The following is a 24418-nucleotide window of genomic DNA, read 5'->3' as shown; positions in this document are numbered from 1 at the left end:
TACTCCTCGGCGGGGACGCCGATGCCGGTGTCGGCCACCGTGACCGCGACCGTTCCGCTCCAGCAGGTCTCCGCCTCCCCGGGCGGGGACTTTCCTCCGTCGTGCTTCCGGCTTCGGCGGCCGTCGTGGTCGGGCGCGTCGTGGTCGGACGCGCCGTCCCCGGCGGCACCGTGGTCGGGGGCGCCGTGGCCGGGGGCGCAGCCGGCGGTGACGGTGACGGTGCCGCCGTCGGGGGTGTACTTGATCGCGTTGGACAGCAGGTTGTCGAGGACCTGGCGCAGGCGCAGCGGGTCGGCGCGGGCGGGCAGGTGCAGGGCCAGGTCCACGTCGACGGTCAGGTGCTTGGCCGCGGCGGCGGCGCGGTGGTCGTCGACGGCCTGGCGCACCAGCCGGGTCAGCGAGACGGGCCGGGGGTCGACGGCGATGTGGCCGGCGTCCAGGCGGGCCAGGTCGAGCAGGTCGTCGACGAGGTGCTGCAGGTGGGTGCTCCTGCGGTCGATGACGTCGGCGAACATGCGGGGTTCGTCGGTCAGGCCGGGCAGGTCGGCGAGCATCTCGGCGTAGCTGCGGATGACGGCGACGGGGGCGCGGATCTCGTGGCTGACCAGGGCGACGAGTTCGTCCTTCATCCGGTCCAGGTCGCGCAGGCGGCGGACCTGCTCCTGCTCCCTTTCCAGGAGGCGTTCGCGTTCCTCGGCCATCCGGTGGCGCTCGGTGACGTCGGTGCAGATGCCGTCGGCCAGCAGGCGGCCGCCCTCGCGGCGGGGGAAGGCGCGGGTCCAGATCCAGCGGGTGACGCCGTCCAGGCCGACGACCCGGTACTCGGCCTGCGCGGGCCTGCCGGAGGCGACCGTCCCGTGGAGCTCGCGGAAGGCCGGCAGGTCGTCGGGGTGGACGAGGTTCTCGGTGAAGGCGGCGGCGTCGACGCCGAGGGGGACGTGGCCGCCCAGGATCCCTGCGGTGCTCTGGCTCTGGTACGTCCGGCGGGCGTGGCCCCCGTCGTCGATCTCGACGGTCCACACCAGGTCGTCGAGCTGGGCGACGACCTCGTCGAAGCGGCGCTGGCTGGCGGTCAGGGCCAGGGCGAGGTCCTCGGCGCGGCGGCGCTCCATGAAGCGGCCGACGTGCGCGCAGACGCCGTCGAGCAGGTAGAGCAGGTCGTCGTCGGGTTCCTCGGCGGTGTCGGCGAAGAAGGTCAGCACGGCGAGCACCCGTTCGCCGCTGCGCACCGGCAGCCCGACGGCGGTGCGCAGGCCCGCGTGCAGCGCGTGCGGGGTGCGCAGGAAGCCGCCCGGCTCGTCGCGCAGGTCGGGGATCCAGGACCGGCTGCCGGAGGCCCACACCCGGCCGGGCAGTCCTTCCCCGGGCCGGACGGTCATCAGTTCCGGACCGGTGAACTCCGAGAGGTCGTGGCCGGGCTCGACCCAGGAACCGGTGCGGGAGATGCGCTCCCCGCCGGGATCGACCTGCCAGTACTCGCCGCAGCTCCAGCCGAACGCGCCGGCGATCGCGCCGATCACGCCACAGGAGGCGTGCTCGACGGAGCCGGCTTCGGCGAGCGCCTTGATCACGGCGTGCTGGGCGTCGCGGAGCACCTGGATGCGGTGGTGGTCGGTGACCTCCCGGCCGGTGCACATCGCCCCCAGCCGGCGCCCGTCGGCGGTCTCGATCGGCCGCCCGTTGACCGTGAACCGGCGCGGGGGCCTGCCCGGGGCGCGGACCACCACCTCCTGGCCGTCGAAGCGCCCGCCGAGCAGCGCCCGGACCACCGGCGCCTCCTCGGGGGCGAGCAGGGTCCTGCCGTCGGGGCCGAACAGGTGGTAGGCCCGCGGCCAGGCGATCATGTCCACCGGCTGCTCCGGCGCCTGGACGAACTCGCGCATCGGCTCGTTGAAGCGGACCAGCCGGCCGTCGGCGTCGCAGGCCGCCACCCCGACGTCCAGGCTGTCCAGCAGTGCGGACAGGAACGTCCGCTCCTCCTCCAGCTCCCGCCGGGTCTCCTGGAAGCCCGCCTGCGCGGAGATCACCGCCTCCGCCATCGCGGCCAGCTCCTCCAGCGTCCGCAGCTCCTCCGGCTTCCACGGGCGGGGGCGGTGGTCGATCACGCAGAGCGCGCCCAGCGCCTGCCCGCCGGGATCGTGCACCGGGACCCCGGCGTAGGCGGCGAGCTCTCCGCGGAAGACGGCGACGATGTCGCGCCACCGCTCGTCGTCGCGGGTGTCGGTCACGGTCAGCGAGGCGTCGTCGAGGACCAGCTGCCGGCACATGGACTGCGACAGGGGGCTCTGCCGCTCGGACAGGGAGTCGCTGGACCCCTCGGCGCTGACGACCACCTGCCGGTCCTCGGTGATCAGCGACACCCGGGCGATGGGCACGTCCAGCAGCCGGACCGCCATCCGGGTCACCCGGTCCAGCAGCGGCAGCCGGGGAACGTCCAGCAGGCCGGTGGCCCGCAGGGCCTCCAGCCGTCGCACGTCGCTCACGCGGTCCCTGGTCTTCAACGCTCCACCCCCCGAGCCCCCCTCCCTACCCAGCTGCGGGTGATTAATGCATTTACATCCGTTATTTCATAGAATGCCGGTTTCCGATGTTCGAGCTCAGCCCTCGACGTCGGTCGCACCGTGCGGCGCGCCGACCGGCTTGGACTCCGGCGACCCCCGCTGGCGCAGGTACACCGAGAGCACGACCATCGAGAGCACCGCCAGGAACTCCGACTGCCAGTTCTGCAGGGTCCGGTTCCAGAAGTCGGCCGAGGTGACGTACCCCCACCAGTCCAGCGGGTCCTGCAGCCGGGAGAGCCGTTCGGAGTTCCAGCCCGCCAGCCCCGCCACCGACTGCGCCAGCCACGACAGCAGGAAGACCAGCCCCATCACCAGGCCGAGGGAGTTGCCGTACAGGGTCTGCCGCAGGCCCGTCGCCCTGGCCCAGGCCGGGCTGCCGGGCCGGGCGTGCGGGCCGACCTGCTGGTCGGCGTCGCTCTCCGGACCCTCCTTGCCGGGCTGCTTCGACTCCGGCGAGCCGCGCTGCACCCACCAGACGGTGGCCAGGATGAACAGCAGGAACTGCAGGTACTCCGACTGCCAGTTCTCCGCCACGTCGACGGCGAAGTCCGAGGAGGTGACGTACGCGGCCCAGGAGACCGGCGCCCCGCCCTCGGCGAGCTGCCGGTCGTTGTACGCCGCGGTCCCGGCCGCGGACTGCCCGGCCAGCGCCAGCACGAACAGGACCAGGAAGAACAGGCTGAGGGCGTTGTCCCTGGCGAAACGTCTCACGGTCTGCCTCCTACCGGTGCAGCAGGCCGATGGCGAAGACGTACGCCAGGCCCGCCACGATGACGACGACGGTCACGGCGAACATCACCCGCATGGTCACCCCTCCACCTCGCACGAGTACGGCAGCGCGCCGCGCGGCCGGCAGCCCGCCGCGCGCACCAGCCAGCCCTGCGGGAAGCGGTGCAGGAAGACGGTGTCGCGCGCGAGCCGTACCAGGGCCTCGTCCCCCCAGACCTCGGCTCCGCCCGGCGCCCCGCCGGGCAGGTCGAGCTCCAGCACGGCCTGCCCGCAGTCCTGCCCGCCGGTGCGCAGGCCCTCGGCGGCCTCGGGGGCCAGCAGCGCGCACGCCCGACCGCCCTGTCCGGCGGTCACCGCGGCGTAGAACGACTCCGCCGCGTGCCGGGCGGGCTCCCGCTCGGCGGACGCGCAGCCCGCCGACGCCGCTCCCGCCGCCAGCGCCACCGCGGCCCCCAGGATCACTCTCGTCCTCATCACCGCCCCCTGCCCCGGCGGTCACGAAAGTCACCAGGAGAGATCACGGGATCAGCCCCCGGCCGCCTCGCCGAGCAGGCGGTCCCAGTCGGCCAGGAACCGGGGCAGGCCGTAGCGGGCCAGGGCGGCGGCCCGGGCGTGCTTGCCGACCTGCCGGGCCAGCTCCGGCTCTCCGGTGAAGGCCTCCAGGGCGGCGGCGAGCACGGACACCCGGGTCGAGATCACACCCGCCTCCGGCGGGACCGCCTCCACCGCCTCCGTGGCGGCCAGCGCCACGACCGGCATGCCGATCATCATGGCCTCGATCAGCGATAGCCCCAGCGAGGTCCACCGGTAGGGGTGCAGGTAGACCCGGCGCCGGGCCAGCTCGGCGTGCATCGCCGCCTGCGGCAGGTCCTCGAAGGCGCCCAGGGGGATCCCCAGGTGCCCGGCCAGCCCGGTGACCTTCATGCCGAACACGTCCAGCGGCGCCTCCTCGGCGAACCGCGGCAGCAGGTCGGTGCCCGCCACGCGGGTGCGCCGGACCGGCTCGTTGACGACGACGGCGGCCCGGGGCAGCTCGCCGGTGTAGAGGGGACCGGGGTCGAGGACGCCGTGCTCGATCACCCGGACGGGGGCCCGGCCGTTGTCCCAGAACAGCGCGTTGAAGTGGGTCACGTGGACCAGTGGGACGTCGTCGCGGTCGGCCAGCGGGTGCCGGGTGGCCGGGACCTCGCCCTTGGGCGTGTTGTGCTCGACGTAGACGGCGGGCACGTCCCGGCCCGGACGCCGGCCCAGCCACCGCTCGGCCAGCTCGATCTCGTGCGGCCGCTGCAGGACGACCAGGTCGACCTCCTCCTCGCGCAGCCGGTCGGCCGGCACCTCCCGCACGGCCTCCGGCCACGGGAAGGTGCGCGCCCGGCCGCGTCCGTCGGGGCCCCGGTCGGGGGTGAGGGGGACCAGGTAGTCGTGGGTCCCGTGGACGAAGGACGTGGTCCACGAGCCGTGCACGTGCCAGAGCAGGATCCTCATGACGCCGCTCCCCGGGCGGGGACGGGCACGGCGGGCGGGCCCGTGCGGCCGGGCGGGGCCGCCGCGTCCGCGCGGCCCTCGGCGCGGCCGCTCTCCGCCCGGGCCGGCGCGGCGGAGCCGAGCGCCAGGGCGACCGCGGCGGAGAGGTCCGGGGCGACCTCCGGGGCGGCGGCGACCTCCTCGGGCAGGGTCACCTCCGTCGGGACCAGGATGCCGCGCGCCCCGGCGGCGCGGGCCGCCTCGACGTCCCGGCCGATGTCCCCGATCACCACGCAGTCGCGGGGGTCCGCGCCGAGCTCCTCCGCCGCGCGCAGGACCAGCCCGGGGGCGGGTTTGCGGCAGCCGCAGCCGTCGGCGTCACCGTGCGGGCAGACCGCCCACACGTCGAACGGGCCGAGCAGCTCCTCGACGCGGCCGTTGACCGCCGCCAGCTCCTCCGCGCCGATCAGCCCCCTGGCCACTCCCGACTGGTTGGTGACCACGCCGACCCGGACTCCGGCGCGGCGGAGCCGGTCGAGCACCTCCCGGGCGCCGGGGACCGGCTCGACCAGCTCGGGCCGGCGGTTGTACGGAACGTCTTTCACGAGTGTGCCGTCACGGTCGAAAAGAATGGCGGCTGGTCGTTCTTCGTGCGGCACTTCATTCCTCCCGAATGCGCTGTCCCTTGCTTTCCCCTACTTCCCGTTTGCCCGGAGGTTAATCGAGAAAAAAACTACTCAGAGTGACAATCTGCTGGTTGCAAGCCATCTAGCTGCACTTCTACCGGAGTGCGGTGTTTGAGAAGCGCTCCTCTCGGTAGTGACTAGGTGTCTGCGGGAGGCGAATGCATGAAATTCCTTGGATTGAATGCGATCTTTCATGACCCGGCGGCGGCCCTGGTCGTCGACGGCGAGGTGGTGGCGGCCGCAGAGGAGGAGCGGTTCAGCCGGCGCAAGCACGGCAAGCGCCCGGTGCCCTTCTCGGCCTGGGAGCTGCCCGAGCAGGCGGCCGCCTGGTGCCTGGCCCGGGCGGGGCTCGAGCCCGAGGACCTCGACGGGGTCGCCTACTCCTACGATCCCGCGCTGGTGCGACCCGGTCAGCAGGGACTCGACGAGCGCTGGGAGGACCTGCGCACGACCTACGCCCGCCGGGCCCCGAACTTCCTGGCCACCGCGCTGCCCGGCCTCGACCCGGCGCAGGTCCGCTACGTGCCCCACCACGTCGCGCACGCCGCCTCGGCCGGGCTGGCCGCGCCGTACCGCGACTCGGCCGTCCTGGTCTGCGACGGGCGTGGCGAGGCGGTCTCGCACCTGGCCGGGCGCTACGCCGACGGCGAGCTGACCGTCCTGGCCGCCCAGGAACTCCCGCACTCGCTCGGCCTCATGTACGAGGAGGTCACCGAGCACCTGGGCTTCATGCGCTCCAGCGACGAGTACAAGGTCATGGCCATGGCCTCCTACGGCGAGCCGCGCTTCCTCGGCGAGCTGCGCGAGCTGATCCGCGCCACCGGCGACGGCGGGTTCCGCGTCGAGCCGGTCGACTGGGCCGGCTACGCCAAGCGCCTCGGCCGGGGCGAGCCGTGGTCGGAGGACCACGCCGACCTCGCCGCCAGCGTGCAGCAGCGGCTGGAGGAGGTCCTGCTCGACCTCGCCCGCTGGCTGCACGAGCGCACCGGCGAGCGGCGGCTGACCATGGCCGGGGGCGTGGCGCTCAACTGCGTCGCCAACACGCGCCTGCTGGCCGAGGGCCCCTTCGAGGAGCTCTGGGTCCAGCCCGCCGCGGGCGACGCGGGCACCGCGCTCGGCGGGGCGCTGCACCTGGCGCAGGCGGCCGGGGAGCCGGCCGCGCCGATGCCCGGCGCCGACCTCGGCCGCGGCTGGACCGACGAGGAGCTGGCCGCGTGGCTCGACGCGGCGCGGGTGCCGTACGAGCGCCCCGCCGACCTGGCCGCGGCGGTCGCCGCCGAGCTCGCCGCCGACCGCATCGTCGCCTGGTTCCAGGGGCGCAGCGAGTACGGCCCGCGCGCGCTCGGCCGCCGCTCCCTGATGGCCCACCCGGGCCGGGCCGCCAACACCGAGCGGCTCAACGACGTCAAGGGCCGCGAGCAGTTCCGCCCGATCGCGCCGATGGTGCTCGCCGAGCGGGCCGCCGCCATCTTCGAGCGGGGACCGATCCCGAGCCCCTACATGCTCTTCGTCCACGACGTGCGCCCCGAGTGGCGCGACCGCATCCCGGCCGTCGTGCACGTCGACGGCACCGCCCGGATCCAGACGGTGGACCGGGCCGACGACCCGCTGCTCGCCCGGATGCTGGAGGAGTTCGAGGTCAGGACCGGCCTGCCGGTCGTGGTCAACACCAGCCTCAACACCGCCGGGCGGCCCATGGTCGACGACCCCCGCGACGCGCTGGAGTGCTTCGGCTCGGCCCCGGTCGACCTGCTCGTCCTCGGCCCGTACCTGATCCACCGGGGGCGGGTGTTCGCGTCATGATCACCGTTGTCGTGCCGACGATCGGCCGTCCCACCCTGACCGCCACCCTGGCGGCGCTGGACCCCGGCACCGACGTCATCGTGGTCGACGACCGCCCGGACCCGCTCACGGGCGACGGCCGGGAGACCGGCGGCGTCCCCGCGGACGGGCCCGCCGCCGCCCCCGGCGGCCCGCCCTTCGTCGGCCCGGCCTCGCTCGGCACCGACGCCGACGTGCTGGCCGCCGTACGCGCGGCCGGAGGGCGGGTCACGGTCCTGCGCTCCGGCGGCCGGGGACCGGCCGCCGCCAGGAACACCGGGTGGCGGGCGGCGTCCACCCCGTGGATCGTCTTCCTCGACGACGACGTGATCCCCGAGCCCGGCTGGGACAAGGCCGTCCGCGCCGACCTGGAGGACCTGCCCGCCGACGTGGGCGGCAGCCAGGGGCGCATCGAGGTGCCGCTCCCGGCCGGCCGCAGGCCCACCGACGCCGAGCGCAACACCGCGGGCCTGGCCGACGCCGACTGGATCACCGCGGACATGGCCTACCGGCGCGAGGCCCTGGAGCGGACCGGCGGCTTCGACGAGCGCTTCCCGCGCGCCTACCGGGAGGACGCCGACCTCGCGCTGCGCGTGCAGGCGGCCGGATACCGGCTGGTCAAGGGGGAGCGCGTCACCCGGCACCCGGTCCGCGACGACGGCTTCTGGGCCAGCGTGCGCTTCCAGCGGGGCAACGCCGACGACGCGCTGATGCGGCGCGTCCACGGCCCCGGCTGGCGGGCGATGCTCGGCGGCGCGCCCGGCCGGCTCCGCCGCCACGCGCTCGTCACCGGGTTCGGCCTGCTGGCGGCCGGGGCGGGGCTGGCCGGGCGGCGGCGGACGGCGACCGCCGCGGCGGCGGCGTGGGCGCTGCTGACCGCGGAATTCGCCTGGGCGCGCATCGCCCCGGGCCCGCGCACCCCCGAGGAGATCCGGCGGATGGCGGTCACCAGCGCGGTCATCCCCCCGGTGGCCTGCGCGCACCGCCTCCGCGGCGAGCTGAGGGCACGCCGATGACGGACGCTTTCACGGGCCCGGAGCCGGGCCCGCCCGAGCGGCCTGCCGCGGACCGGGTGGACCGGGTGGACGGCGTGGACCGGGCGGACCGGGTGGACCGGGTGGACCGGGTGGACCGGGTGGACCGGGTGGACCGGGCGGATGGCGTGGACCGGATGGACGGCGTGGACCGGATGGACCGGGCGGGCCCGCGGGCGGGGACCGTGCTCGTGGCGCGGCCCGACAACGCCGGCGACGTCCTGCTGGCCGGGCCCGCGATCCGAGCGGTCGCCGCCCGGGCCCGGGAGGTCGTCCTGCTGGCGGGCCCGCACGGCCGCGCGGCGGGCGAGCTCCTGCCGGGCGTCTCGCGGGTGCTGGAGTGGCGGACCCCGTGGATCGACCCCGAGCCGCCGCCGGTGTCCGGCGCCCACGTCACCCGGCTGATCAGGGAGATCCGGCGGCTGGCGCCGGAGCAGGCGCTGATCTTCACCTCCTTCCACCAGTCGCCGCTCCCGCTCGCGCTGCTGCTGCGGCTGGCGGGCACGCCCAGGATCGCCGCGATCAGCACCGACTACCCGGGCTCGCTGCTCGACGTGCGGCGGGTCGTCGACGAGGACGGCGAGGACGCAGACGTGCCCGAGGCCGAGCGCATGCTCGGCCTGGCCCGCCAGGCCGGCTTCGACCTGCCCCCCGGCGACGACGGCCGGCTCGCCGTACGGCGGCCGCTGCCCGACGCCGGCCGCCTGGCCGGGCCGCCCGGATACGTGGTCGTGCACCCCGGCGTCTCGGCGCCCGCGCGGGCGTGGCCGGCCGAGAGCTGGGCCCGGCTGGTCCGGCTGCTCGCCGCCGGGGGCCACAGGGTCGTGGTGACCGGCGGCCCCGGCGAGCGGGTGCTGACGGCGAGCGTCGCCGGGCCCGCCGCGGCCGGATCCGGCGACCGGCCCGCCGCGGACGCGTTCACCAGAGGGGCCACGCCCGGGCATCGGGTGCCCGCCGGGCCGGGGAGCGTGCTCGACCTCGGCGGGCGGACGGACCTCGCCGAGCTGGCCGGGGTGATCGCCGGAGCGTGCGCGGTGGTCGCGGCCAACACCGGCCCCGCCCACCTGGCCGCGGCGGTCGGCACCCCCGTCGTCAGCCTGTTCGCCCCCGTCGTCCCGGCCGCCCGCTGGGCGCCGTACGGCGTGCCGTCCGTCGTCCTCGGCGACCAGCACGCCCCCTGCCGCGGCAGCAGGGCCAGGACCTGCCCGATCCCCGGCCACCCCTGCCTGTCGTCCGTCCCGGCCGAGGAGGTCGTCGAGGCCGTCGGCCGCGTGGCCGCGCCAAGGGAGGCAACCGTATGAGAATCGCTCTGGTGTCCGAGCACGCGAACCCGCTCGCGGCCATCGGCGGAGTCGACGCCGGCGGGCAGAACGTCCACGTGGCGGCGCTGGCGGCGGCGCTGGCCGAGCGGGGGCACGAGGTCGTCGTCCACACCCGGCGCGACGACCCCGACGCCCCCGACACGGTGGCGCTCTGCCCCGGCGTGACCGTGGAGCACGTCCCGGCCGGTCCCGCCGCCCCCGTGCCCAAGGACCTGCTGCCGCCGTACATGCCGGCCTTCGCCGCGCACCTGCGGCGGCGCTGGCGGCGCAGCAGGCCCGACGTGGTCCACGCGCACTTCTGGATGAGCGGCCTGGCCGCGCTGGAGGCCGCCCGGCCCCTCGGCGTGCCGGTCGTGCAGACCTTCCACGCCCTCGGCACGGTGAAGCGGCGCTGGCAGGGCACGGCGGACACCAGCCCACCGCAGCGGATCGCCGCCGAGACCGCGATCGGGCGCGACGCCCAGCTGACCGTCGCCACCTGCACCGACGAGGTGAACGAGCTGCTGGCGATGGGGGTGCCCGCCGAGCGGGTCACGATCGTGCCGTGCGGCGTCGACCTCGAACTGTTCCACCCGGACGGCCCGGCCGCACCGCGCGGGCGGCGGCCGCGTATCCTCAGCATCGGGCGCATGGTGCCGCGCAAGGGCGTCGGCACCGTCGTCGAGGCCCTGCGCGCGCTGCCCGGCGCCGAACTGGTGATCGCCGGGGGCGCGCCGGACGACGAGGAGGCGCGGCGGCTGGAGCGCCTGGCCGCCGCCCACGGGCTCTCCGACCGGGTCAGCGTGGTCGGCAGCGTCGGCCGCGCCGACGTCCCCGCCCTGATGCGCTCGGCCGACGTCGTGGTCAGCGTGCCCTGGTACGAGCCGTTCGGCATCGCCGTCGTGGAGGCCATGGCCTGCGGGGTCCCGGTGGTCGCCTCCTCCGTCGGCGGGCACCTGGACACGGTGGCGGGCTGCGGCGTGCTGGTCCCGCCCCGCCGCCCCCGGGCCCTCGCCCGGGCCCTCAGCGACCTGCTGAAACGCCCTGATCTGCGGGCGGCCCTCGCACTGTCCGGCGAGCGCCGCGCCAGGTCCGGGTACGGCTGGCCCCGGATCGCCGAGCGGACCGAGGCCGCCTACCTGGACGTGATCACCGGCCACCGGACCCGGGGCCGGAACCGGATCGCCGCCGCCGCGGGAGGCTGAAGAACCATGCACCCACACCTGTCACGCCTGAGCGCCGCGCTCGCCGCGGTGGACGACGAGACCGAGACCATCGCCAGTTGGGGGCGGAAGCTCGCGGCCGTGCTCACCGGCGGCGGCCGCCTGCTCGCCTGCGGCAACGGCGGATCCGCCGCCGAGGCCCAGCACCTGACCGCGGAGCTGGTCGGCCGCTTCCGGGACGACCGCCGGCCGTACGCGGCGATCCCGCTGCACGCCGACACCTCCAGCGTCTCCGCGATCGCCAACGACTTCGGCGCCCAGGAGGTCTACGCCCGCCAGGTACGGGCGCACGGGCGCCCCGGGGACGTCCTGATGTGCCTGTCCACCAGCGGTTCCAGCCCGAACGTCCTGGCCGCCGCGCTCGCCGCCCGCGAGTGCGGCCTCACGACCTGGGCGCTGACCGGCCCGGCGCCCAACCCCCTCGCCGACCTCTGCGACGACGCCCTGCCCGTGGCGGCCGCGGACACCGCGACCGTCCAGGAGGTGCACCTCGCGGTGATCCACATGCTCTGCCACGCGCTCGAGGAGGCCGCCGCATGAGGCCGGGGCCGCTCGTCGTCGTCGGCGACACGCTGCTCGACGTGGACGTCGAGGGCGAGGCCGAACGGCTCTGCCCCGACGCTCCGGTCCCCGTGGTGGCCGCGGGCCGCCGCGACCGCCGCCCGGGAGGGGCCGGTCTCGCCGCCCTGCTCGCGGCCCGCGCCGGGGCGGAGGTCGTCCTGGTCACCGCGCTCGGCGACGACGAACCCGGCCGGTGGCTGCGGGAGGCGCTCTCCGGCCTGATGGAGGTCGTCGGGCTGCCGCTGCGGGGCGGGACCGTCACCAAGACCAGGATCCGGGCCCGGGGCCAGACCCTGCTCCGGCTCGACACCGGTGAGGGCCGGGCGCACGTGCCCGGGTTCGGCGCCGGCGAGGGTCAGGCGCACCCGTTCCGGTTCGGCGGCGGTGAGGGCCGGGCGCACCCCGGTCCGCGCGGCGGCCGGCTCGCCGACGCCGCCCGGGACCGCCCGGCGGCCCTGAACGCCCGCCGGGCCGCCGCGGCGCTCCGCGGCGCGGGCGCGGTCCTGGTCTCCGACTACGGCCTCGGCACGGCGGAGGCCCTGCGGGAGGCGACGACCCTGACCTCGGCGCCGGTGGTCTGGGACCCGCACCCGCGCGGGCCGGTCCCGGCCCCCGGCTGCGCGCTCATCACACCGAACGAGGCCGAGGCCCGGTTGCTGTGCGCGCCGGAGCCGTACACCTCGCCCGAGCAGGCGGCCCGCCACCTGGCCCGCGCGTTCGCCGCCGAGGCGGTGGCCGTCACCCTGGGCGCCCGGGGCGCGGCCGTCGCCCGCCGCGGCGGCGCGGTCGTCCGGGTCCCCTCGCCCCCGGTGGCGGCGGGGACGGACGCGTGCGGCGCGGGCGACCGGTTCGCCGGGGCCGCCGCGCTGGCGCTCCGCGACGGCGCGCGCGCCGAGGACGCCGTCGCGGCGGCGTCCCGCGAGGCCGGCGGCTTCGTGGAGGGCGGGGGAGCGGCCGCCGTCCGGCTGCCCGACCCGGAGCCCGGCGGCCGGCTCCCCGGCCTGGGCGACCGGCCGCGCACGCCCCTGGAGGTCGCCCGGGTGGTCCGCGCCGCAGGATGCAGGCTGGTCGCCACCGGCGGCTGCTTCGACCTGCTCCACGCCGGCCACGTCAGCCTGCTGCGGCGGGCCAGGGCCCTGGGCGACGCGCTGATCGTCTGCGTCAACTCCGACGACTCCGTCCGCCGCCTCAAGGGGGCCGGGCGCCCCGTCGTGGGCGAGGAGGACCGGACCGAGGTGCTGCGCGCGCTGGAGTGCGTCGACGCCGTGGCGGTCTTCGACGAGAGCACCCCCGCCGCGCTGATCGAGCGGCTCCGGCCCGACGTGTGGGTCAAGGGCGGCGACTACGCCGAGTCCGACCTGCCCGAGGCCGAGGTCGTCCACCGCGCCGGCGGTGAGATCGTCATCCTCCCCCTGGTCCCCGGACAGTCCACGACCAACCTGATCGCCGCCGCCCGTGCGGCGCTGTGAGACCTGGAGGAACGGCAATGCCTGCGACACTGGGGAACATCCTGATCACCGGCGGCGCGTCCGGCCTCGGCCTGGCCTGCGCCGAGGCCGTCGCCAAGGCCGGCGGGCGGCCGCTGGTCGCCGACGTGAACGTGCCCGCCTACGACGTGGAGCACGTGGTGGCCGACCTGTCCGACCGCGGGGAGGCGGAGCGGGCCGTCACCGAGCTGGCGGAGCGGGCCGGAGGGCTCGACGGCGTCGTCACCGCCGCGGGCACCGACGCCTGCGGCCGCCTGGCCGACGTCCCCGCCGACCGCTGGGAGCGGGTGATCCAGGTCAACCTGCTCGGCACCGCCTCGGTCGTCCGCGCCGCGCTGCCGTACCTGACCGCCTCCCGCGGGCGGATCGTGACCTGCGCCTCCACGCTCGGCCTGCGTGCGCTGAGCGACGCCACCGCCTACTGCGCGTCCAAGTTCGCCGTCGTCGGGTTCACCCGGGCGCTCGCGGCCGAGCTCGCCGGGCAGGTGGGCGTGACCCTGCTGATCCCCGGCGGCATGCAGACCCACTTCTTCGATGACCGCGACCCGCAGTACAAGCCGGGGCCCGACGCGCGGCTCAACAGGCCGGAGGACGTGGCCGCGGCCGTGGTGTTCGCGCTGAGCCAGCCGGAGGGCTGCGAGGTCAGGGAACTCGTCGTCTGCCCGTCCACGGAGACGTCGTGGCCCTGAGCCGGACCCCGGCCGCGCACGGACCGGGATGAGCGGGCAGGACCGGACCGGGATGAGCGGGCAGGACCGGACCGGGATGAGCGGGCAGGACCGGGCCGGGACGGCGGAGCGCGGGAACGGCCGGACGGCGGGAGGAGGCGCCGACCGGCCCGTGCTGCTGGCGCTGCGCGCGCTCGGTCTGGGCGACCTGCTCACCGCCGTGCCCGCGCTGCGGGCGCTGCGGCGGGCCTTCCCCGGCCACCGGATCACGCTGGCGGCCCCGGTGGCACTGGCCGGGCTGGTGCCGCTGATCGGCGCCGTCGACGAGCTGTGCGACGTGCCCGGACCTGATCCGGTCCCCGAACGCGTCCCCGTCGAGGCCCCGGACATCGCGGTCAACCTGCACGGCCGCGGCCCGCAGAGCACCGCCGCGCTGCTGCGCACCGGGCCGGGACGGCTCCTGGCCCACGCGCACCCGGGGATCCCCGGGGTGGAGGGCCCGCGGTGGCGCGACGGAGTGCACGAGGTGCGGCGCTGGTGCGACCTGCTCGGCTGGTACGGCCTCCCGGCGGACCCTGCCGACCTGCTCCTGGCCGACCCCGCCTCTCCGCCCGGCCCGCCGGGTCCGCCCGGCCCGCCGGGTCCGCCCGGCCCGCCGGGTCCGCCCGGCTTGCCTGGTCCGCCCGGCTTGCCTGGTCCGCCCGGCCTGCCCGGTCCGGTGGGCCCGCCCGGTCCGGCACCGGCGGGAGAGCGGACCGGCCCGGTCCTGATCCATCCCGGGGCCGCGTACCCCGCCCGGCGCTGGCCGCCGGAGCGGTTCGCCCGGGTGGCGGCGGGTCTGCGCGAGGCCGGCCACGACGTGGCGGTCACCGGCGGCGCGGCGGAGCGCGACCTCGCGCGGCGGGTGGCCGCCCTCGCCGGACTGCCCGCCGACCGGGTCCTGGCCGGGCGCACCGGCCTGCCGGAACTGGCCGCCCTGGTGGCCCGCGCCCGGCTGGTCGTCTGCGGCGACACCGGCGTGGCCCACCTGGCCAGCGCGTTCGCCACCCCGTCCGTGGTGCTGTTCGGACCTGTCCCGCCCGCCCTGTGGGGGCCGCCGCCCGGCGGGCCGCACACCGCGCTGTGGGCCGGGTCGCGTGGAGACCCCCATGGAGAGCGGCCCGATCCCGGGCTGCTGCGGATCGAGGTCCCGCAGGTCCTCGGCGCCGCACTCGACCGACTGGAGGTGAACGTCCGATGAGTCTTCCGACCCACCGGCGAAACGACGACGGTGCCCGGCGGGGCGCCCGCCGGGCCGTGGTGACCGGCGGAGCCGGATTCCTCGGCTCCTACCTGTGCGAGCGGCTGATCGAGCGGGGGACGGAGGTGATCTGCATGGACAACTTCCTGACCGGCTCGCCGGACAACGTCGCGCACCTGATGGGCCGGCCGGAGTTCCGGCTCGTCGAGTGCGACCTCACCGGCTTCGTGCACGTACCCGGCGACGTCGACCTCGTGCTCCACTTCGCCTCGGCGGCCTCGCCGGTGGACTACCTGCGCCACCCCATCGAGACGCTCAAGGTGGGCAGCCTCGGCACCCTGCACGCCCTCGGCCTGGCCAAGGACAAGGGCGCCCGCTTCGTGCTCGCCTCCACCAGCGAGGTGTACGGCGACCCGCTGGAGCACCCGCAGCGGGAGGGCTACTGGGGCAACGTCAACCCGGTCGGGCCGCGCAGCGTCTATGACGAGGCCAAGCGCTTCGCCGAGTCGCTGACCACGGCCTACCGCAACTCGCACGGGACCGACACGGCGATCGTGCGGATCTTCAACACCTACGGGCCGCGGATGCGCCCGCACGACGGCCGCGCCATCCCCACCTTCATCCGCCAGGCGCTGTCGGGCGAGCCGATCACCGTGGCCGGTGACGGCGGCCAGACCCGCTCCGTCTGCTACGTCACCGACACGGTCGAGGGCGTCCTCGCCCTGGCGGAGAGCGACTTCTCCGGCCCCGTCAACATCGGCAACCCGGCGGAGCTGACCATGCTCGCCCTCGCCGAGACGATCCGCGACCTGACCGGATCGTCCTCGCCGATCGAGTTCGTGGAACGGCCCGCCGACGACCCGGCCGTCCGGCGGCCCGACACCTCGCTGGCCGGGTCCCGGCTGGGCTGGCGGCCGGAGGTGGACCTCCTGGACGGGCTGCGCCGTACCATCGCCTGGTTCGTCGAGGAGCTCCGCCGGCCCGAGCCGGTGGCCCGGCGGCAGGACGCACCGGTAAATTAAAGATCATGACATATCCGGATCCGCGGTATCTCGGCGACGGAGGCGAGGTCAACGCGACCTTCCGGCCCGCCGGCCACGAGCCCGAACTGACCTATCCCAACGGCGGCACCGTGGTGCACTACCTGGCGACGGGAGCCTCCACCGGCGGGAAGTTCGGCCTCTACCGGTGGGACATGGGCCCGAACCCGTCGGGGCCGAGCGCGCACTTCCACCGGTCGATCTCCGAGTCGTTCTACATCCTGTCCGGGACGGTGCGGATCTTCGACGGCACCCGCTGGATCGACACGGCCCCGGGAGACTACGTGCACGTCCCGGAGGGCGGCGTGCACGCCTTCCGCAACGAGTCGGGCGAACCCGCCTCGATGCTGCTGCACTTCGCGCCCGGCGCCCCGCGGGAGGGCTATTTCGAGGGACTGGCGGAGTTCGCCGTATCGGGCCGGCCGAGCGAGGAGGAGATGACGGAGTTCTTCATCCGGCACGACACCCACTGGATCTGAGGCATGTCGCGAAGGGTGCCTGCCGGAGAAGCGTTTGACGCTCGTCGGTGTCCGACGGTCGGATGACGTGCCATGAGCACAGGGCAGATGCATCCCGGCATGCATCCCATCGACGGCGACCTCGTACGGCGACTGGTCGCCGGGCAGTTCCCGCAGTGGGCGGGGTCGGCGGTGGAGCGGGTTCCGTCCGGCGGCACGGTCAACGCCATATACCGGCTGGGCGACGACCTGGTCGTGCGGCTTCCGCTGGGGAAGGGCGGGGCCGGCGACGTGTCGATGGAACGAGCATGGCTGCCCCGACTCGCACCCCACCTGCCCGTACCCATCCCCGAGGTGCTCGGAGCCGGGCAGCCCGCCGACGGGTACCCGTGGCCGTGGTCGGTGTACCGATGGCTCGCGGGAGTAAATCCCGAAGTGGGGGCGCTGAGCGAACCTGTCCTGCTGGCCGAGGATCTGGCCGGATTCGTGGCGGCGATGAGGAGCATCACCCTGCCCGGCGCGCCGCAGGCCCACCGCGGCGGGCCGATCGCCTCACTCGACGCGCAGACCCGGGCAGCGATCGAGGAACTGCGCGACATCCCGCAGGAGGGCGTCGACTGCGACGCCGCCACCGCCGTATGGGAGGAGGCGCTGCGGGTCCCGGACTGGGACGGTCCGCCGGTGTGGCTGCATGCCGATCTCATGCCGGGCAACCTGCTGGTGGACGACGGCAGGCTGACCTCGGTCATCGACTTCGGGTGCCTGGGGGTGGGTGATCCGGCGTGCGATCTGTTCCCGGCGTGGAATCTGCTGCCGGCCGATGCGCGGGAGGTCTTCCGCGAGGCGCTGGCCGTGGACGACGCGACCTGGATCCGCGGCCGGGGGCGGACGCTTTCGCAGGCGCTGATCGCACTGCCGTACTACCGGAGGACGAACCCGGCGATGGCGCACAACGCCCGGCACGTGATCCGGACGGTGCTCGACGAAAGCTGAGGCATCCCACTACGCGTCGGGGACCGAGCCGGACGTGGCCACCCGGCCGGGACGCCTGAGAACAGCAAGGTCGTGGTGCTGCACTTCAGGTCACACCCGGCTCCCCGCCCCTGCCTCCGTGACGTCAGTCGACGTAGGCGTTGGTGATGCTCCACGGGCCGCAGTCGGAGCCGAAGGTGCCGCGGTCGCAGCCTTGCACGACGAAGGTCCACCTGTCCGTCGCCCTGCCGTGGCTGACGGTGTCGTCGTAGTCGACGGCCACGTTCTTGGGCAGGGACAGGGCTCCGCTCCACGGGGTCAGCCGGGTGACCTTCACCTGGTGGGTCCGGTTGCCCAGGTGGGCGTCCTTGCTCCAGCGGACGTTGAAGAAGTCCCAGTCGCGGCCCAGGCCGCTCCACCTGAAGGTGATCCTGCTTCCCGACTCGTAGACGCGGACGAGGGCGCCGCCGCCGAGGTTCGGGGACCAGACGATCTTGCCGTTGCGGAAGCCCTGGTAGGAGCCGCGTTTTCCGGCGTAGCCGTACTCCTTGGTGACAGGGCAGCCGTAGACGCTGCTCTGGCCGCCGTTGGAGCGCCACAGGCCGCCGATGAGGCTCCCCGGGGGAGCGACGAGGGAGGCGTCGCAGGCGGTGCGGGCGGTGGCGGCCTGCGCGGCGGTGGCGGGCGCGACCACGGCGGCGGCCGTCACGGCGGCCGCGGTGAGGCCGAGGAGGGAACGGGAGGTGCGGCTCATCGGAGTGGTCCTTCCGGTGGCGGTTCGCGGCGACGACTCATGTGTACGGCGGGCCGCTTTCACCTGGACTGCCACGCCTTGAGGGCGGCTTACTGGAAGAACATTTCCGACATATCAATCACCTTCCCCGGAGGCTCGGTCTCGGGATTCCAGGGGAAGGGATCGGGCGCCCGCCGTACGCCGCCACCGCGAGCCGGGATCACGCCGGAGCGGCTCGGTTAGGGTGTGTTCCATGATCCTTCGCCATGTGACGATCGACTGCGCCGATCCCTACGGGCTCGCGACGTTCTGGAGCGCCGCGATCGGGTGGCCGATGTCCGAGGAGGACGAGCCGGGCGACTCCGAGGCCCTCGTCGAGGCCCCGGCGCCCGCACCCGGAATGCTGTTCATCCGGGTGCCCGAGGGCAAGACGGTGAAGAACCGGATCCACTTCGACTGGATGCCCACCGAGCGGACCCGCGACGAGGAGGTCGAGCGCCTCCTCGCCCTGGGGGCGAAGCTGCACGAGGACCACCGCGCCCCCGAAGGGCCGGGCTGGGTCACGTTGCTCGACCCCGAGGGCAACGAGTTCTGCGTGGAGCGGAGCGCGGCCGAGCGCGGCCTCTAGTCCTGCCGGGCCCGGAGCAGGTCGGTGAGGCGGGCGGCGTTGCGCTGGGCGTTGTCGCGGCAGCAGTTGTTCATCAGGACGTGGAGGGTCCCGGCCTGACCGGAGAACTCCCGGAGCCGGGCCGCCCAGTGCTCCAGCTCGGCCTCGGAGTAGAGGTAGGCGAAGCGTTCCTCGATCTTCTTGCTGGTCCACTTCTCCGAGTGGCCGTGGAAGCGGACCACGGCCAGGTCGGCGGTGGCGGCCAGGACCGGCGGGATCGAGGAGGGATGTCCCTGCGGCATGTCGACGCCGACGTACGGGACGCCGTGCTCGGCCAGGAAACCGAGGGTCCTCTCGCGCTCGTCCTCCTCCATCCAGGTGCGGTTGCGGAACTCCACGCACGCGCGCATCGGGGCGCAGCGCCGTACGGATTCCAGCACCCGGCGCCGGTTGCCCTCGCCGGCCGGGAACCACGGCGGGAACTGCAGCAGGACGGCGCCCAGCTTGCCCGCCTCGTGCAGCGGCGCGAGCGCGCCCAGGAAGCGCGACCACACCTCCTCGGCGATCTCGGGGCCGACGTCGCGCAGGTAGAGGGTGCCGTCCGGGTCGCCGAGCCGCAGGCGGAGGTCCTTGTAGAGCGAGCGCGCCCGGGTGGGGTGCCCGGTCAGCAGGGAGAACGCCTTGACGTTGAAGGTGAACCCCGGCGGCGTGCGGTCCCGCCAGGCCTCCACTGTCTTGACCGACGGGGGGTGGTAGTAGGTGGCGTCCACCTCCACCAGCGGGAACCGCTCCGCGTAGTAGGCGAGCCGCTCGGCGGGCGTGGACACCCCGTCCGGGTACCAGCCCGAGTCGAGCAGCGACCTGTCGGTCCACGAGGCCGTGCCGACGAGGACGTTCCCCGCCGGCGCGCCGGAGCCGCCCGTCGTCGCGGTGCCCGCGCGGCGCGGCGGGCGGGGGACCGGGATCGGCAGGGAGGTCTGGGTCGCCATGTCAGGGCACTGCCCGTCCGGCGGGCCGTGTCACCTCCCGGTTCCGGAGGCGTTCACCCGCGTCCTCACCGTCAGAGCAACTTGTCCGGGGTGACGGGCAGATCGCGCACGCGCCTGCCGGTCGCGTGGCGGACGGCGTTGGCGATCGCGGCGGCGACGCCGGTGATGCCCACCTCGCCCACCCCGATCAGGCCCAGGGGCATGGTCGGGTCGGGCACGTCCAGGCAGTGCACGTCGATGGGCGGGACGTCGGCGTGGACCGGGACGTGGTAGTCGGCCAGGCCGGGATTCATGATCCGCCCGTTGCGCGGGTCGACGAGCGTCTCCTCCGACAGGGCCATGCCGATCCCCATCACGATGCCGCCGCGGAGCTGACTGGCCACCATCTTCGCGTTGACCACCCTGCCCACGTCGAAGACGCCGAGCCAGCGGGAGACCCGGACCTCCCCGGTGTCCGGGTCGACCCGCACCTCGCAGAAGTGCGCCCCGCACGCGGCCTTCACCCAGCGCCGCCGGTCGCGCAGGAGCTTCGACATGAACCGGAGCCGCCCGGTGACCTTCCCGACGCGGGTGTCGGACCCGACGGCGGCCTCGGCGGAGTCCCGGCCCGCCCGGGTCAGGATCGCCGCGTAGGTCTCACCGGGTCCCGCGGGCCCGGCCCAGAGCCCGCCGTCGCGGGCCTCCAGGTCGCCCGGCCGCCGGCCGCGCAGCGGGGAGCCGTCCGAGCGCCGGGCCAGGGCGAGCAGCGAGCCCTTCAGCTTCTCGCACGCGGCCAGCAGGCTCGCCGCCACGCTCGCGGTCTGCGCGGAGCCGCCGGCCCCGGGCCCGCTGGGCAGGGCCGAGTCGCCGTACTCCACCCGCACGGCCTCGAACGGCACGCCGAGGGCGTCGGCGGCGATCTGCGCCTGCGCGGTCGCCCCGCCCATGCCCATCTCGTGGAAGCCGCAGCGCACCAGGACGGAGCCGCCGGCCGACAGCCTGACCGTGACGTTGGCGGGCATCTGCCACGAGGGGTGGTACGCCGAGGCGACGCCCAGGCCGACGAGCCACCCGCCGTCCCGCATCGAGCCCGGCTCCGGCGTCCGTCCGGACCAGCCGAACCGCTCCGCGCCGAGCGCGTAGGCCTCGCGCAGCATCCGGTGCGCGAACCGCTTGCCGTCGATCGGGTTGCGCTCCGGCTCGTTGCGCATCCGCAGCTCGATCGGGTCGAGGCCGAGCACGCAGGCGAGCTCGTCGACGGCCGACTCCAGCGCGAAGGTGCCGATCGACTCGCCGGGCGCGCGCATGGGCGTGTTCGGGATCGCGTCCAGCTCGACCAGGTTCTGCCGGAGCAGGATGTTCTCCGCGGCGTAGAGGTGCCGTGACTGGGAGGTCACCTGCTCGGGCAGGCCGCCGGTCCGGCCGGTCTGCGTCACGCTGGTGTGGATCAGCGCGGTCAGCGCGCCGTCCGCGCGGGCGCCCAGCGCCACCCGCTGCGCCGACGGGGTGCGCCCGCCGACGGTGCGGTAGACGCCCTCCCGGGTGAGCGCCATCCGCACCGGCCTGCCGGTCACCCGCGCCGCCAGCACCGTCAGCACGGTGCCGGCCCAGACCATGGTCTTGCCGCCGAACGCGCCGCCGACGTACGGCGCGACCACCCGCACGTTCCCGGCCGGGACGCCGAACCGCAGGGCCAGGTGGTCGCGGACCCAGGTGATGTTCTGGGTGCCCTCGTGGACGGTCAGCCGGTCGCCGTCCCACACCGCCGTCGTCGCGTGCGGTTCGATCGCGTTGTGGTGGTACGGCGGCGTGGTGAAGCGCAGGTCCACCGAGACGGGCGCGGCGGCGAGCGCGGCCTCCGCGTCGCCCTTGCGGGCGCCGCCGGGCTGCAGCGCGCTGCTCTTCTGCGGTGCGGCGTTCCCCTCCTCGGCGGTGAAGTCCACGGTGGCGGGGAGCTCCCGGTAGGAGACCCGGACCAGGCCGGCGGCGTGCCGGGCGGCCTCCGGCGTCTCGGCGACGACGACCGCGACGGGCTGGCCGTTCCAGTGCACCTCGTCGGTGTTGAGGTAGTTGACGCTCGACCCGGAGGCGAGGCTGCTCAGGTTGAGCACGCTGACCGGGGGCGGCGGCTTCATCGCCGGGGCGTTCTCGTGCGTGATCACGGCCAGCACGCCGGGGACGGCCTCGGCCCCGGCCGCATCGATGCCGGTGATCCGGCCGCGGGTGACCGCCGCGTGCACCAGCGCGGCGTGCGCCAGGCCGGGATGGGGGTGGTCGGCCGCGTAGCGGGCCGCGCCGGTCGTCTTGACCTGCCCGTCGACCCGGTCCAGCGGCCTGCCGACGCTGCGGCCGGTCGTCGTCTCGGCCGGGGGCGGGGTCCGCGTGGGGGCGGAGGTCATGCCGGGCTCCCCTCGGTGAGCAGCCGCCGCAGCGTCGCCGTGACGGCCCGCCGGGCCATATCGATCTTGAAGGCGTTCCCCGGCAGGCCGGTGGCGGAGGCGAGCTCGGCCTCGGCCGCCCGCCGGAACGACTCCTCGGTGGCGGGCGCCCCGAGCAGGGCGCGTTCGGCCTCCCGGGCCCGCCACGGCGTGGTGGCGACGCCGCCGAGGGCCAGCCCGACCCCGGTCACCGTACCGCCGCGGACCTCCAGCGCGGCGGCGACGGAGACCAGCGCGAACGCGTACGACGCCCGGTCGCGGACCTTGCGGTAGCACGAGTTCGCCGCGAGCGGCGAGGGCGGCAGCTCGACCGCGGTGACGAGCTCGTCGGGGGACAGGCCGGTCTCGACGTGCGGGGTCTCGCCGGGCGGCCGGTGGAAGGAGGCCAGGGGGACGCGCCGGACGCCGCGCACGCTCTCCACCTCCACCACGGCGTCGAGCGCGGCCAGCGCGACGCACATGTCCGAGGGGTGGGCGGCGATGCAGGCGCCGCTCACGCCGAGGACGGCGTGGCTGCGGTTGAACCCGCCGATCGCGTCGCACCCGCTGCCCGGCTCGCGCTTGTTGCAGGCGGCCGTGCGGTCGTGGAAGTAGGGGCAGCGGGTGCGCTGGAGCAGGTTCCCGCCGACCGTCGCCATGTTCCGCAGCTGCGCCGAGGCCCCGGCGAGGACCGCCTGGGACAGCACCGGGTAGCGGGCCCGGATCAGCGGGTGCGCGGCCAGGCGGCTGTTGCGCACCAGGGCGCCGATCCGCACGCCGCCGTCCGGCCGCTCCTCGACCTCGGCCAGGGGCAGGGAGGTGATGTCGACGACCGTGTCCGGCCGCTCGATCCCGGTGCGCATCAGGTCGACGAGGTTCGTCCCGCCGCCGAGGAACTTCGCGCCGGGGTCGTCGGCGACCGTCCGGAGCGCCGTCGCGACGTCGGGGGCGCTCACGTACGAGAACGGCCTCATCGCTCCGCCTCCGCCGCGGCGAACTCCCGGATGGCGTCGACGATGCCGTTGTAGGCGCCGCACCGGCACAGGTTGCCGCTCATCCGCTCCCTGATCTCGTCGTCGGTGAGTTCGGCGCCGTCCGCGCAGAGGTGTCCGGTGACGGCGCTGGGCATCCCGGCGCCGTGCTCGGCCAGCATCCCGATCGCCGAGCAGATCTGGCCGGAGGTGCAGTAGCCGCACTGCAGGCCGTCGTTGCGGACGAAGGCGGCCTGGAGCGGGTGCCCGGGACCGTCGCCGGCGATCCCCTCGATCGTGGTGATCTCCCGGCCGGCGTACTGCACGGCCAGGGCCAGGCAGGAGTTGATCCGCTCACCGTCGGCCAGGACCGTGCAGGCGCCGCACGCGCCCTGGTCGCAGCCCTTCTTCGTGCCGGTCAGGCCGAGGCGCTCGCGCAGCGCGTCGAGCAGGCTGACCTGTGGCGGAAGATCGAGCGACGCGTCGGCGCCGTTCACCCGTAACCGCACCTCGACCACGTGCACTCTCCGTTCGTGAGCCGGTCCGCGGAGCCGCCGCGCGTCCCTGCGGGGAACGGGCGGGGAGGGGCCCGCCGGGGCGGCGGGTCCGTCCGCTGCGGCCGACGCTAACAGTACGACGTGCTCTTAACAAGAGAACGGTGTCCTCTTATCTCCGTCGTATGCTTGCGGGGACATGACACAGCCGGCGTTCGTCCGGGCCAGACGGCCGGAGCACAAGCAGCAGCGGCGCGAGGCGATCCTCGCCGCCGCCCGCGAGCTCGCCCTCCGGTCCGGCGTGCGCGACGTCAGCCTGGGCGGGGTCGCGGCGGCCGTGGGCCTGGCCAAGTCCAACGTGGTGCGCTACTTCGGCACCCGCGAGGAGATCTACCTCGAGCTGGCCGCCGAATGCTGGCTGGACTGGGCGGAGGCGGTCACCGTCCGGCTGCGGGACGCCACCGGGCCGGAGGCCGTGGTCGACGCGCTGGCCGAGACGCTCGCCGAGCGGCCGCTCCTGTGCGACCTGCTCGGCAACGTCTCGACCAGCCTGGAGCACAACGTCTCCGTCCCGGCGGCCCGCGTCTTCAAGCGGACCGTGCTGGGCGTCGTGGCCGGGCTCGGCGAGCAGGTCGCGCGGGCGCACCCGGCCCTGACCGCGGCGGAGGGGCTGGAGGTGGTCGGGGCGGCCGCCGGATTCGCCGGAACGCTCTACCCGGTGGCCAACCCGGCACCCGTGCTGGTCGAGCTCTACGCGCAGGACCCGGACATCGCCGCGGCCTGCCCGTCGTTCCTGCCGACGCTGAAGAGGCTGATCGCCGCGCTCGTCGCGGGGCTGCCGGTGATCCGCTGACCCCGGAGCGGGGGCAGCCGCCGGGGCTGCCGGTGATCCGCCGGCAGCGGTGCGGGGGTGGCCGCGGGGACGCCGGTGATCCACCGGCCCCGGAGCGGCGCCGTGTCGTCATCGTTACCCGTGTTTCCGC

23 protein-coding genes are annotated in these 24418 nt (G+C 75.2%); 13 read left to right on the top strand and 10 right to left on the bottom strand.

Annotated elements, in window-relative coordinates; translation table 11 throughout:
- From IEZ06_RS29895 to IEZ06_RS29875, 5 genes are all read right to left on the bottom strand, one after another.
- Positions 1-2483: GAF domain-containing protein (locus IEZ06_RS29895; protein ID WP_189240027.1), on the bottom strand; the 2483-nt coding region annotated here is incomplete at its 3' end.
- Between the two features lie 114 nt (positions 2484-2597).
- A complete protein-coding gene (locus IEZ06_RS29890) occupies positions 2598-3272 on the bottom strand; it encodes a DUF6766 family protein (protein ID WP_189240026.1) in 675 nt (224 codons plus the stop codon).
- A gap of 96 nt (positions 3273-3368) precedes the next feature.
- The gene (locus IEZ06_RS29885) at positions 3369-3764 is read right to left on the bottom strand and encodes a hypothetical protein (RefSeq protein WP_189240025.1); all 396 of its coding nucleotides are present in this window, start codon (positions 3762-3764) and stop codon (positions 3369-3371) included.
- A gap of 51 nt (positions 3765-3815) precedes the next feature.
- Complete coding sequence (locus tag IEZ06_RS29880; RefSeq protein WP_189240024.1) at positions 3816-4775, bottom strand: glycosyltransferase; 960 nt, start codon at positions 4773-4775, stop codon at positions 3816-3818.
- Entirely contained in the window at positions 4772-5413 is a 642-nt protein-coding gene (locus IEZ06_RS29875) for a D-glycero-alpha-D-manno-heptose-1,7-bisphosphate 7-phosphatase (protein WP_307811766.1), read from the bottom strand. The genes IEZ06_RS29880 and IEZ06_RS29875 overlap by 4 nt, the downstream gene beginning before the upstream one ends.
- A gap of 189 nt (positions 5414-5602) precedes the next feature.
- Here IEZ06_RS29875 and IEZ06_RS29870 point away from each other — a divergent pair, with 189 nt between their 5' ends.
- The 11 genes from IEZ06_RS29870 (at position 5603) to IEZ06_RS29820 (ending at position 17266) form a co-directional block, all read left to right on the top strand.
- Positions 5603-7243, top strand: a complete 1641-nt coding sequence (locus tag IEZ06_RS29870; protein WP_189240023.1) for a carbamoyltransferase family protein — start codon at positions 5603-5605, stop codon at positions 7241-7243.
- Entirely contained in the window at positions 7240-8277 is a 1038-nt protein-coding gene (locus IEZ06_RS29865) for a glycosyltransferase family 2 protein (RefSeq protein ID WP_189240022.1), read from the top strand. Before IEZ06_RS29870 ends, IEZ06_RS29865 begins: the two co-directional genes overlap by 4 nt.
- Positions 8278-8450: 173 nt before the next feature.
- Complete coding sequence (locus IEZ06_RS29860; RefSeq protein ID WP_189240034.1) at positions 8451-9596, top strand: glycosyltransferase family 9 protein; 1146 nt, start codon at positions 8451-8453, stop codon at positions 9594-9596.
- Complete coding sequence (locus IEZ06_RS29855; protein ID WP_189240021.1) at positions 9593-10801, top strand: glycosyltransferase; 1209 nt, start codon at positions 9593-9595, stop codon at positions 10799-10801. Before IEZ06_RS29860 ends, IEZ06_RS29855 begins: the two co-directional genes overlap by 4 nt.
- Positions 10802-10807: 6 nt before the next feature.
- The gene (locus IEZ06_RS29850; protein ID WP_189240020.1) at positions 10808-11359 is read left to right on the top strand and encodes a D-sedoheptulose-7-phosphate isomerase; all 552 of its coding nucleotides are present in this window, start codon (positions 10808-10810) and stop codon (positions 11357-11359) included.
- Entirely contained in the window at positions 11356-12849 is a 1494-nt protein-coding gene (rfaE2, locus tag IEZ06_RS29845; RefSeq protein ID WP_189240019.1) for a D-glycero-beta-D-manno-heptose 1-phosphate adenylyltransferase, read from the top strand. Before IEZ06_RS29850 ends, rfaE2 begins: the two co-directional genes overlap by 4 nt.
- Positions 12850-12866: 17 nt before the next feature.
- Positions 12867-13556, top strand: coding sequence for an SDR family oxidoreductase (locus IEZ06_RS29840; protein ID WP_189240018.1), 690 nt, complete (start codon positions 12867-12869; stop codon positions 13554-13556).
- Positions 13557-13584: 28 nt separating this feature from the next.
- On the top strand, positions 13585-14775 hold the full coding sequence (locus tag IEZ06_RS29835) for a glycosyltransferase family 9 protein (RefSeq protein ID WP_229798885.1): 1191 nt from the start codon (positions 13585-13587) through the stop codon (positions 14773-14775).
- Entirely contained in the window at positions 14772-15797 is a 1026-nt protein-coding gene (locus IEZ06_RS29830; RefSeq protein ID WP_189240017.1) for a UDP-glucuronic acid decarboxylase family protein, read from the top strand. Before IEZ06_RS29835 ends, IEZ06_RS29830 begins: the two co-directional genes overlap by 4 nt.
- Positions 15798-15802: 5 nt before the next feature.
- Entirely contained in the window at positions 15803-16294 is a 492-nt protein-coding gene (locus tag IEZ06_RS29825; protein WP_189240016.1) for a cupin domain-containing protein, read from the top strand.
- A 72-nt stretch (positions 16295-16366) separates the two neighbouring features.
- Positions 16367-17266 (top strand): aminoglycoside phosphotransferase family protein, encoded by a 900-nt coding sequence (locus IEZ06_RS29820; RefSeq protein ID WP_203872209.1) that lies wholly within the window; start codon positions 16367-16369, stop codon positions 17264-17266.
- A 124-nt stretch (positions 17267-17390) separates the two neighbouring features.
- On the opposite strand, the gene IEZ06_RS29815 is transcribed toward IEZ06_RS29820, so the two are convergent.
- On the bottom strand, positions 17391-17999 hold the full coding sequence (locus tag IEZ06_RS29815) for an LGFP repeat-containing protein (protein WP_189240015.1): 609 nt from the start codon (positions 17997-17999) through the stop codon (positions 17391-17393).
- Between the two features lie 232 nt (positions 18000-18231).
- Between IEZ06_RS29815 and IEZ06_RS29810 the strand changes: the two genes are divergently transcribed.
- On the top strand, positions 18232-18606 hold the full coding sequence (locus IEZ06_RS29810; RefSeq protein ID WP_189240014.1) for a VOC family protein: 375 nt from the start codon (positions 18232-18234) through the stop codon (positions 18604-18606).
- On the opposite strand, the gene IEZ06_RS29805 is transcribed toward IEZ06_RS29810, so the two are convergent.
- From IEZ06_RS29805 to IEZ06_RS29790, 4 genes are all read right to left on the bottom strand, one after another.
- Complete coding sequence (locus IEZ06_RS29805) at positions 18603-19574, bottom strand: DUF72 domain-containing protein (protein WP_189240013.1); 972 nt, start codon at positions 19572-19574, stop codon at positions 18603-18605. The two genes, IEZ06_RS29810 and IEZ06_RS29805, sit on opposite strands and share 4 nt — an antisense overlap.
- A 71-nt stretch (positions 19575-19645) precedes the next feature.
- A complete protein-coding gene (locus tag IEZ06_RS29800) occupies positions 19646-21952 on the bottom strand; it encodes a xanthine dehydrogenase family protein molybdopterin-binding subunit (protein WP_189240012.1) in 2307 nt (768 codons plus the stop codon).
- Complete coding sequence (locus IEZ06_RS29795) at positions 21949-22944, bottom strand: FAD binding domain-containing protein (protein WP_189240011.1); 996 nt, start codon at positions 22942-22944, stop codon at positions 21949-21951. Before IEZ06_RS29795 ends, IEZ06_RS29800 begins: the two co-directional genes overlap by 4 nt.
- The gene (locus tag IEZ06_RS29790; protein ID WP_229798883.1) at positions 22941-23438 is read right to left on the bottom strand and encodes a (2Fe-2S)-binding protein; all 498 of its coding nucleotides are present in this window, start codon (positions 23436-23438) and stop codon (positions 22941-22943) included. Before IEZ06_RS29790 ends, IEZ06_RS29795 begins: the two co-directional genes overlap by 4 nt.
- A 196-nt stretch (positions 23439-23634) precedes the next feature.
- Here IEZ06_RS29790 and IEZ06_RS29785 point away from each other — a divergent pair, with 196 nt between their 5' ends.
- The gene (locus tag IEZ06_RS29785; RefSeq protein WP_189240010.1) at positions 23635-24288 is read left to right on the top strand and encodes a TetR/AcrR family transcriptional regulator; all 654 of its coding nucleotides are present in this window, start codon (positions 23635-23637) and stop codon (positions 24286-24288) included.
- Positions 24289-24418: the final 130 nt, after the last annotated feature.

The organism is Planomonospora antibiotica (assembly GCF_014647955.1).
Taxonomy (GTDB): Bacteria; Actinomycetota; Actinomycetes; order Streptosporangiales; family Streptosporangiaceae; genus Planomonospora; species Planomonospora parontospora.
Note: the sequence above shows the minus strand (reverse complement) of the source record. Positions and strands in the feature narration are given on the sequence as shown.

Coding starts and splice junctions, on each gene's coding strand:
- IEZ06_RS29855 (WP_189240021.1), top strand. CDS start 9,593: ATGAGAATCGCTCTGGTGTCCGAGCACGCGAACCCGCTCGCGGCCATC.
- IEZ06_RS29810 (WP_189240014.1), top strand. CDS start 18,232: ATGATCCTTCGCCATGTGACGATCGACTGCGCCGATCCCTACGGGCTC.
- IEZ06_RS29840 (WP_189240018.1), top strand. CDS start 12,867: ATGCCTGCGACACTGGGGAACATCCTGATCACCGGCGGCGCGTCCGGC.
- IEZ06_RS29865 (WP_189240022.1), top strand. CDS start 7,240: ATGATCACCGTTGTCGTGCCGACGATCGGCCGTCCCACCCTGACCGCC.
- IEZ06_RS29850 (WP_189240020.1), top strand. CDS start 10,808: ATGCACCCACACCTGTCACGCCTGAGCGCCGCGCTCGCCGCGGTGGAC.
- IEZ06_RS29815 (WP_189240015.1), bottom strand. CDS start 17,999: ATGAGCCGCACCTCCCGTTCCCTCCTCGGCCTCACCGCGGCCGCCGTG.
- IEZ06_RS29800 (WP_189240012.1), bottom strand. CDS start 21,952: ATGACCTCCGCCCCCACGCGGACCCCGCCCCCGGCCGAGACGACGACC.
- IEZ06_RS29880 (WP_189240024.1), bottom strand. CDS start 4,775: ATGAGGATCCTGCTCTGGCACGTGCACGGCTCGTGGACCACGTCCTTC.
- IEZ06_RS29825 (WP_189240016.1), top strand. CDS start 15,803: ATGACATATCCGGATCCGCGGTATCTCGGCGACGGAGGCGAGGTCAAC.
- IEZ06_RS29860 (WP_189240034.1), top strand. CDS start 8,451: ATGGACCGGGCGGGCCCGCGGGCGGGGACCGTGCTCGTGGCGCGGCCC.
- IEZ06_RS29795 (WP_189240011.1), bottom strand. CDS start 22,944: ATGAGGCCGTTCTCGTACGTGAGCGCCCCCGACGTCGCGACGGCGCTC.
- IEZ06_RS29870 (WP_189240023.1), top strand. CDS start 5,603: ATGAAATTCCTTGGATTGAATGCGATCTTTCATGACCCGGCGGCGGCC.
- IEZ06_RS29830 (WP_189240017.1), top strand. CDS start 14,772: ATGAGTCTTCCGACCCACCGGCGAAACGACGACGGTGCCCGGCGGGGC.
- rfaE2 (WP_189240019.1), top strand. CDS start 11,356: ATGAGGCCGGGGCCGCTCGTCGTCGTCGGCGACACGCTGCTCGACGTG.
- IEZ06_RS29885 (WP_189240025.1), bottom strand. CDS start 3,764: ATGAGGACGAGAGTGATCCTGGGGGCCGCGGTGGCGCTGGCGGCGGGA.
- IEZ06_RS29785 (WP_189240010.1), top strand. CDS start 23,635: ATGACACAGCCGGCGTTCGTCCGGGCCAGACGGCCGGAGCACAAGCAG.
- IEZ06_RS29835 (WP_229798885.1), top strand. CDS start 13,585: ATGAGCGGGCAGGACCGGACCGGGATGAGCGGGCAGGACCGGACCGGG.
- IEZ06_RS29805 (WP_189240013.1), bottom strand. CDS start 19,574: ATGGCGACCCAGACCTCCCTGCCGATCCCGGTCCCCCGCCCGCCGCGC.
- IEZ06_RS29820 (WP_203872209.1), top strand. CDS start 16,367: ATGAGCACAGGGCAGATGCATCCCGGCATGCATCCCATCGACGGCGAC.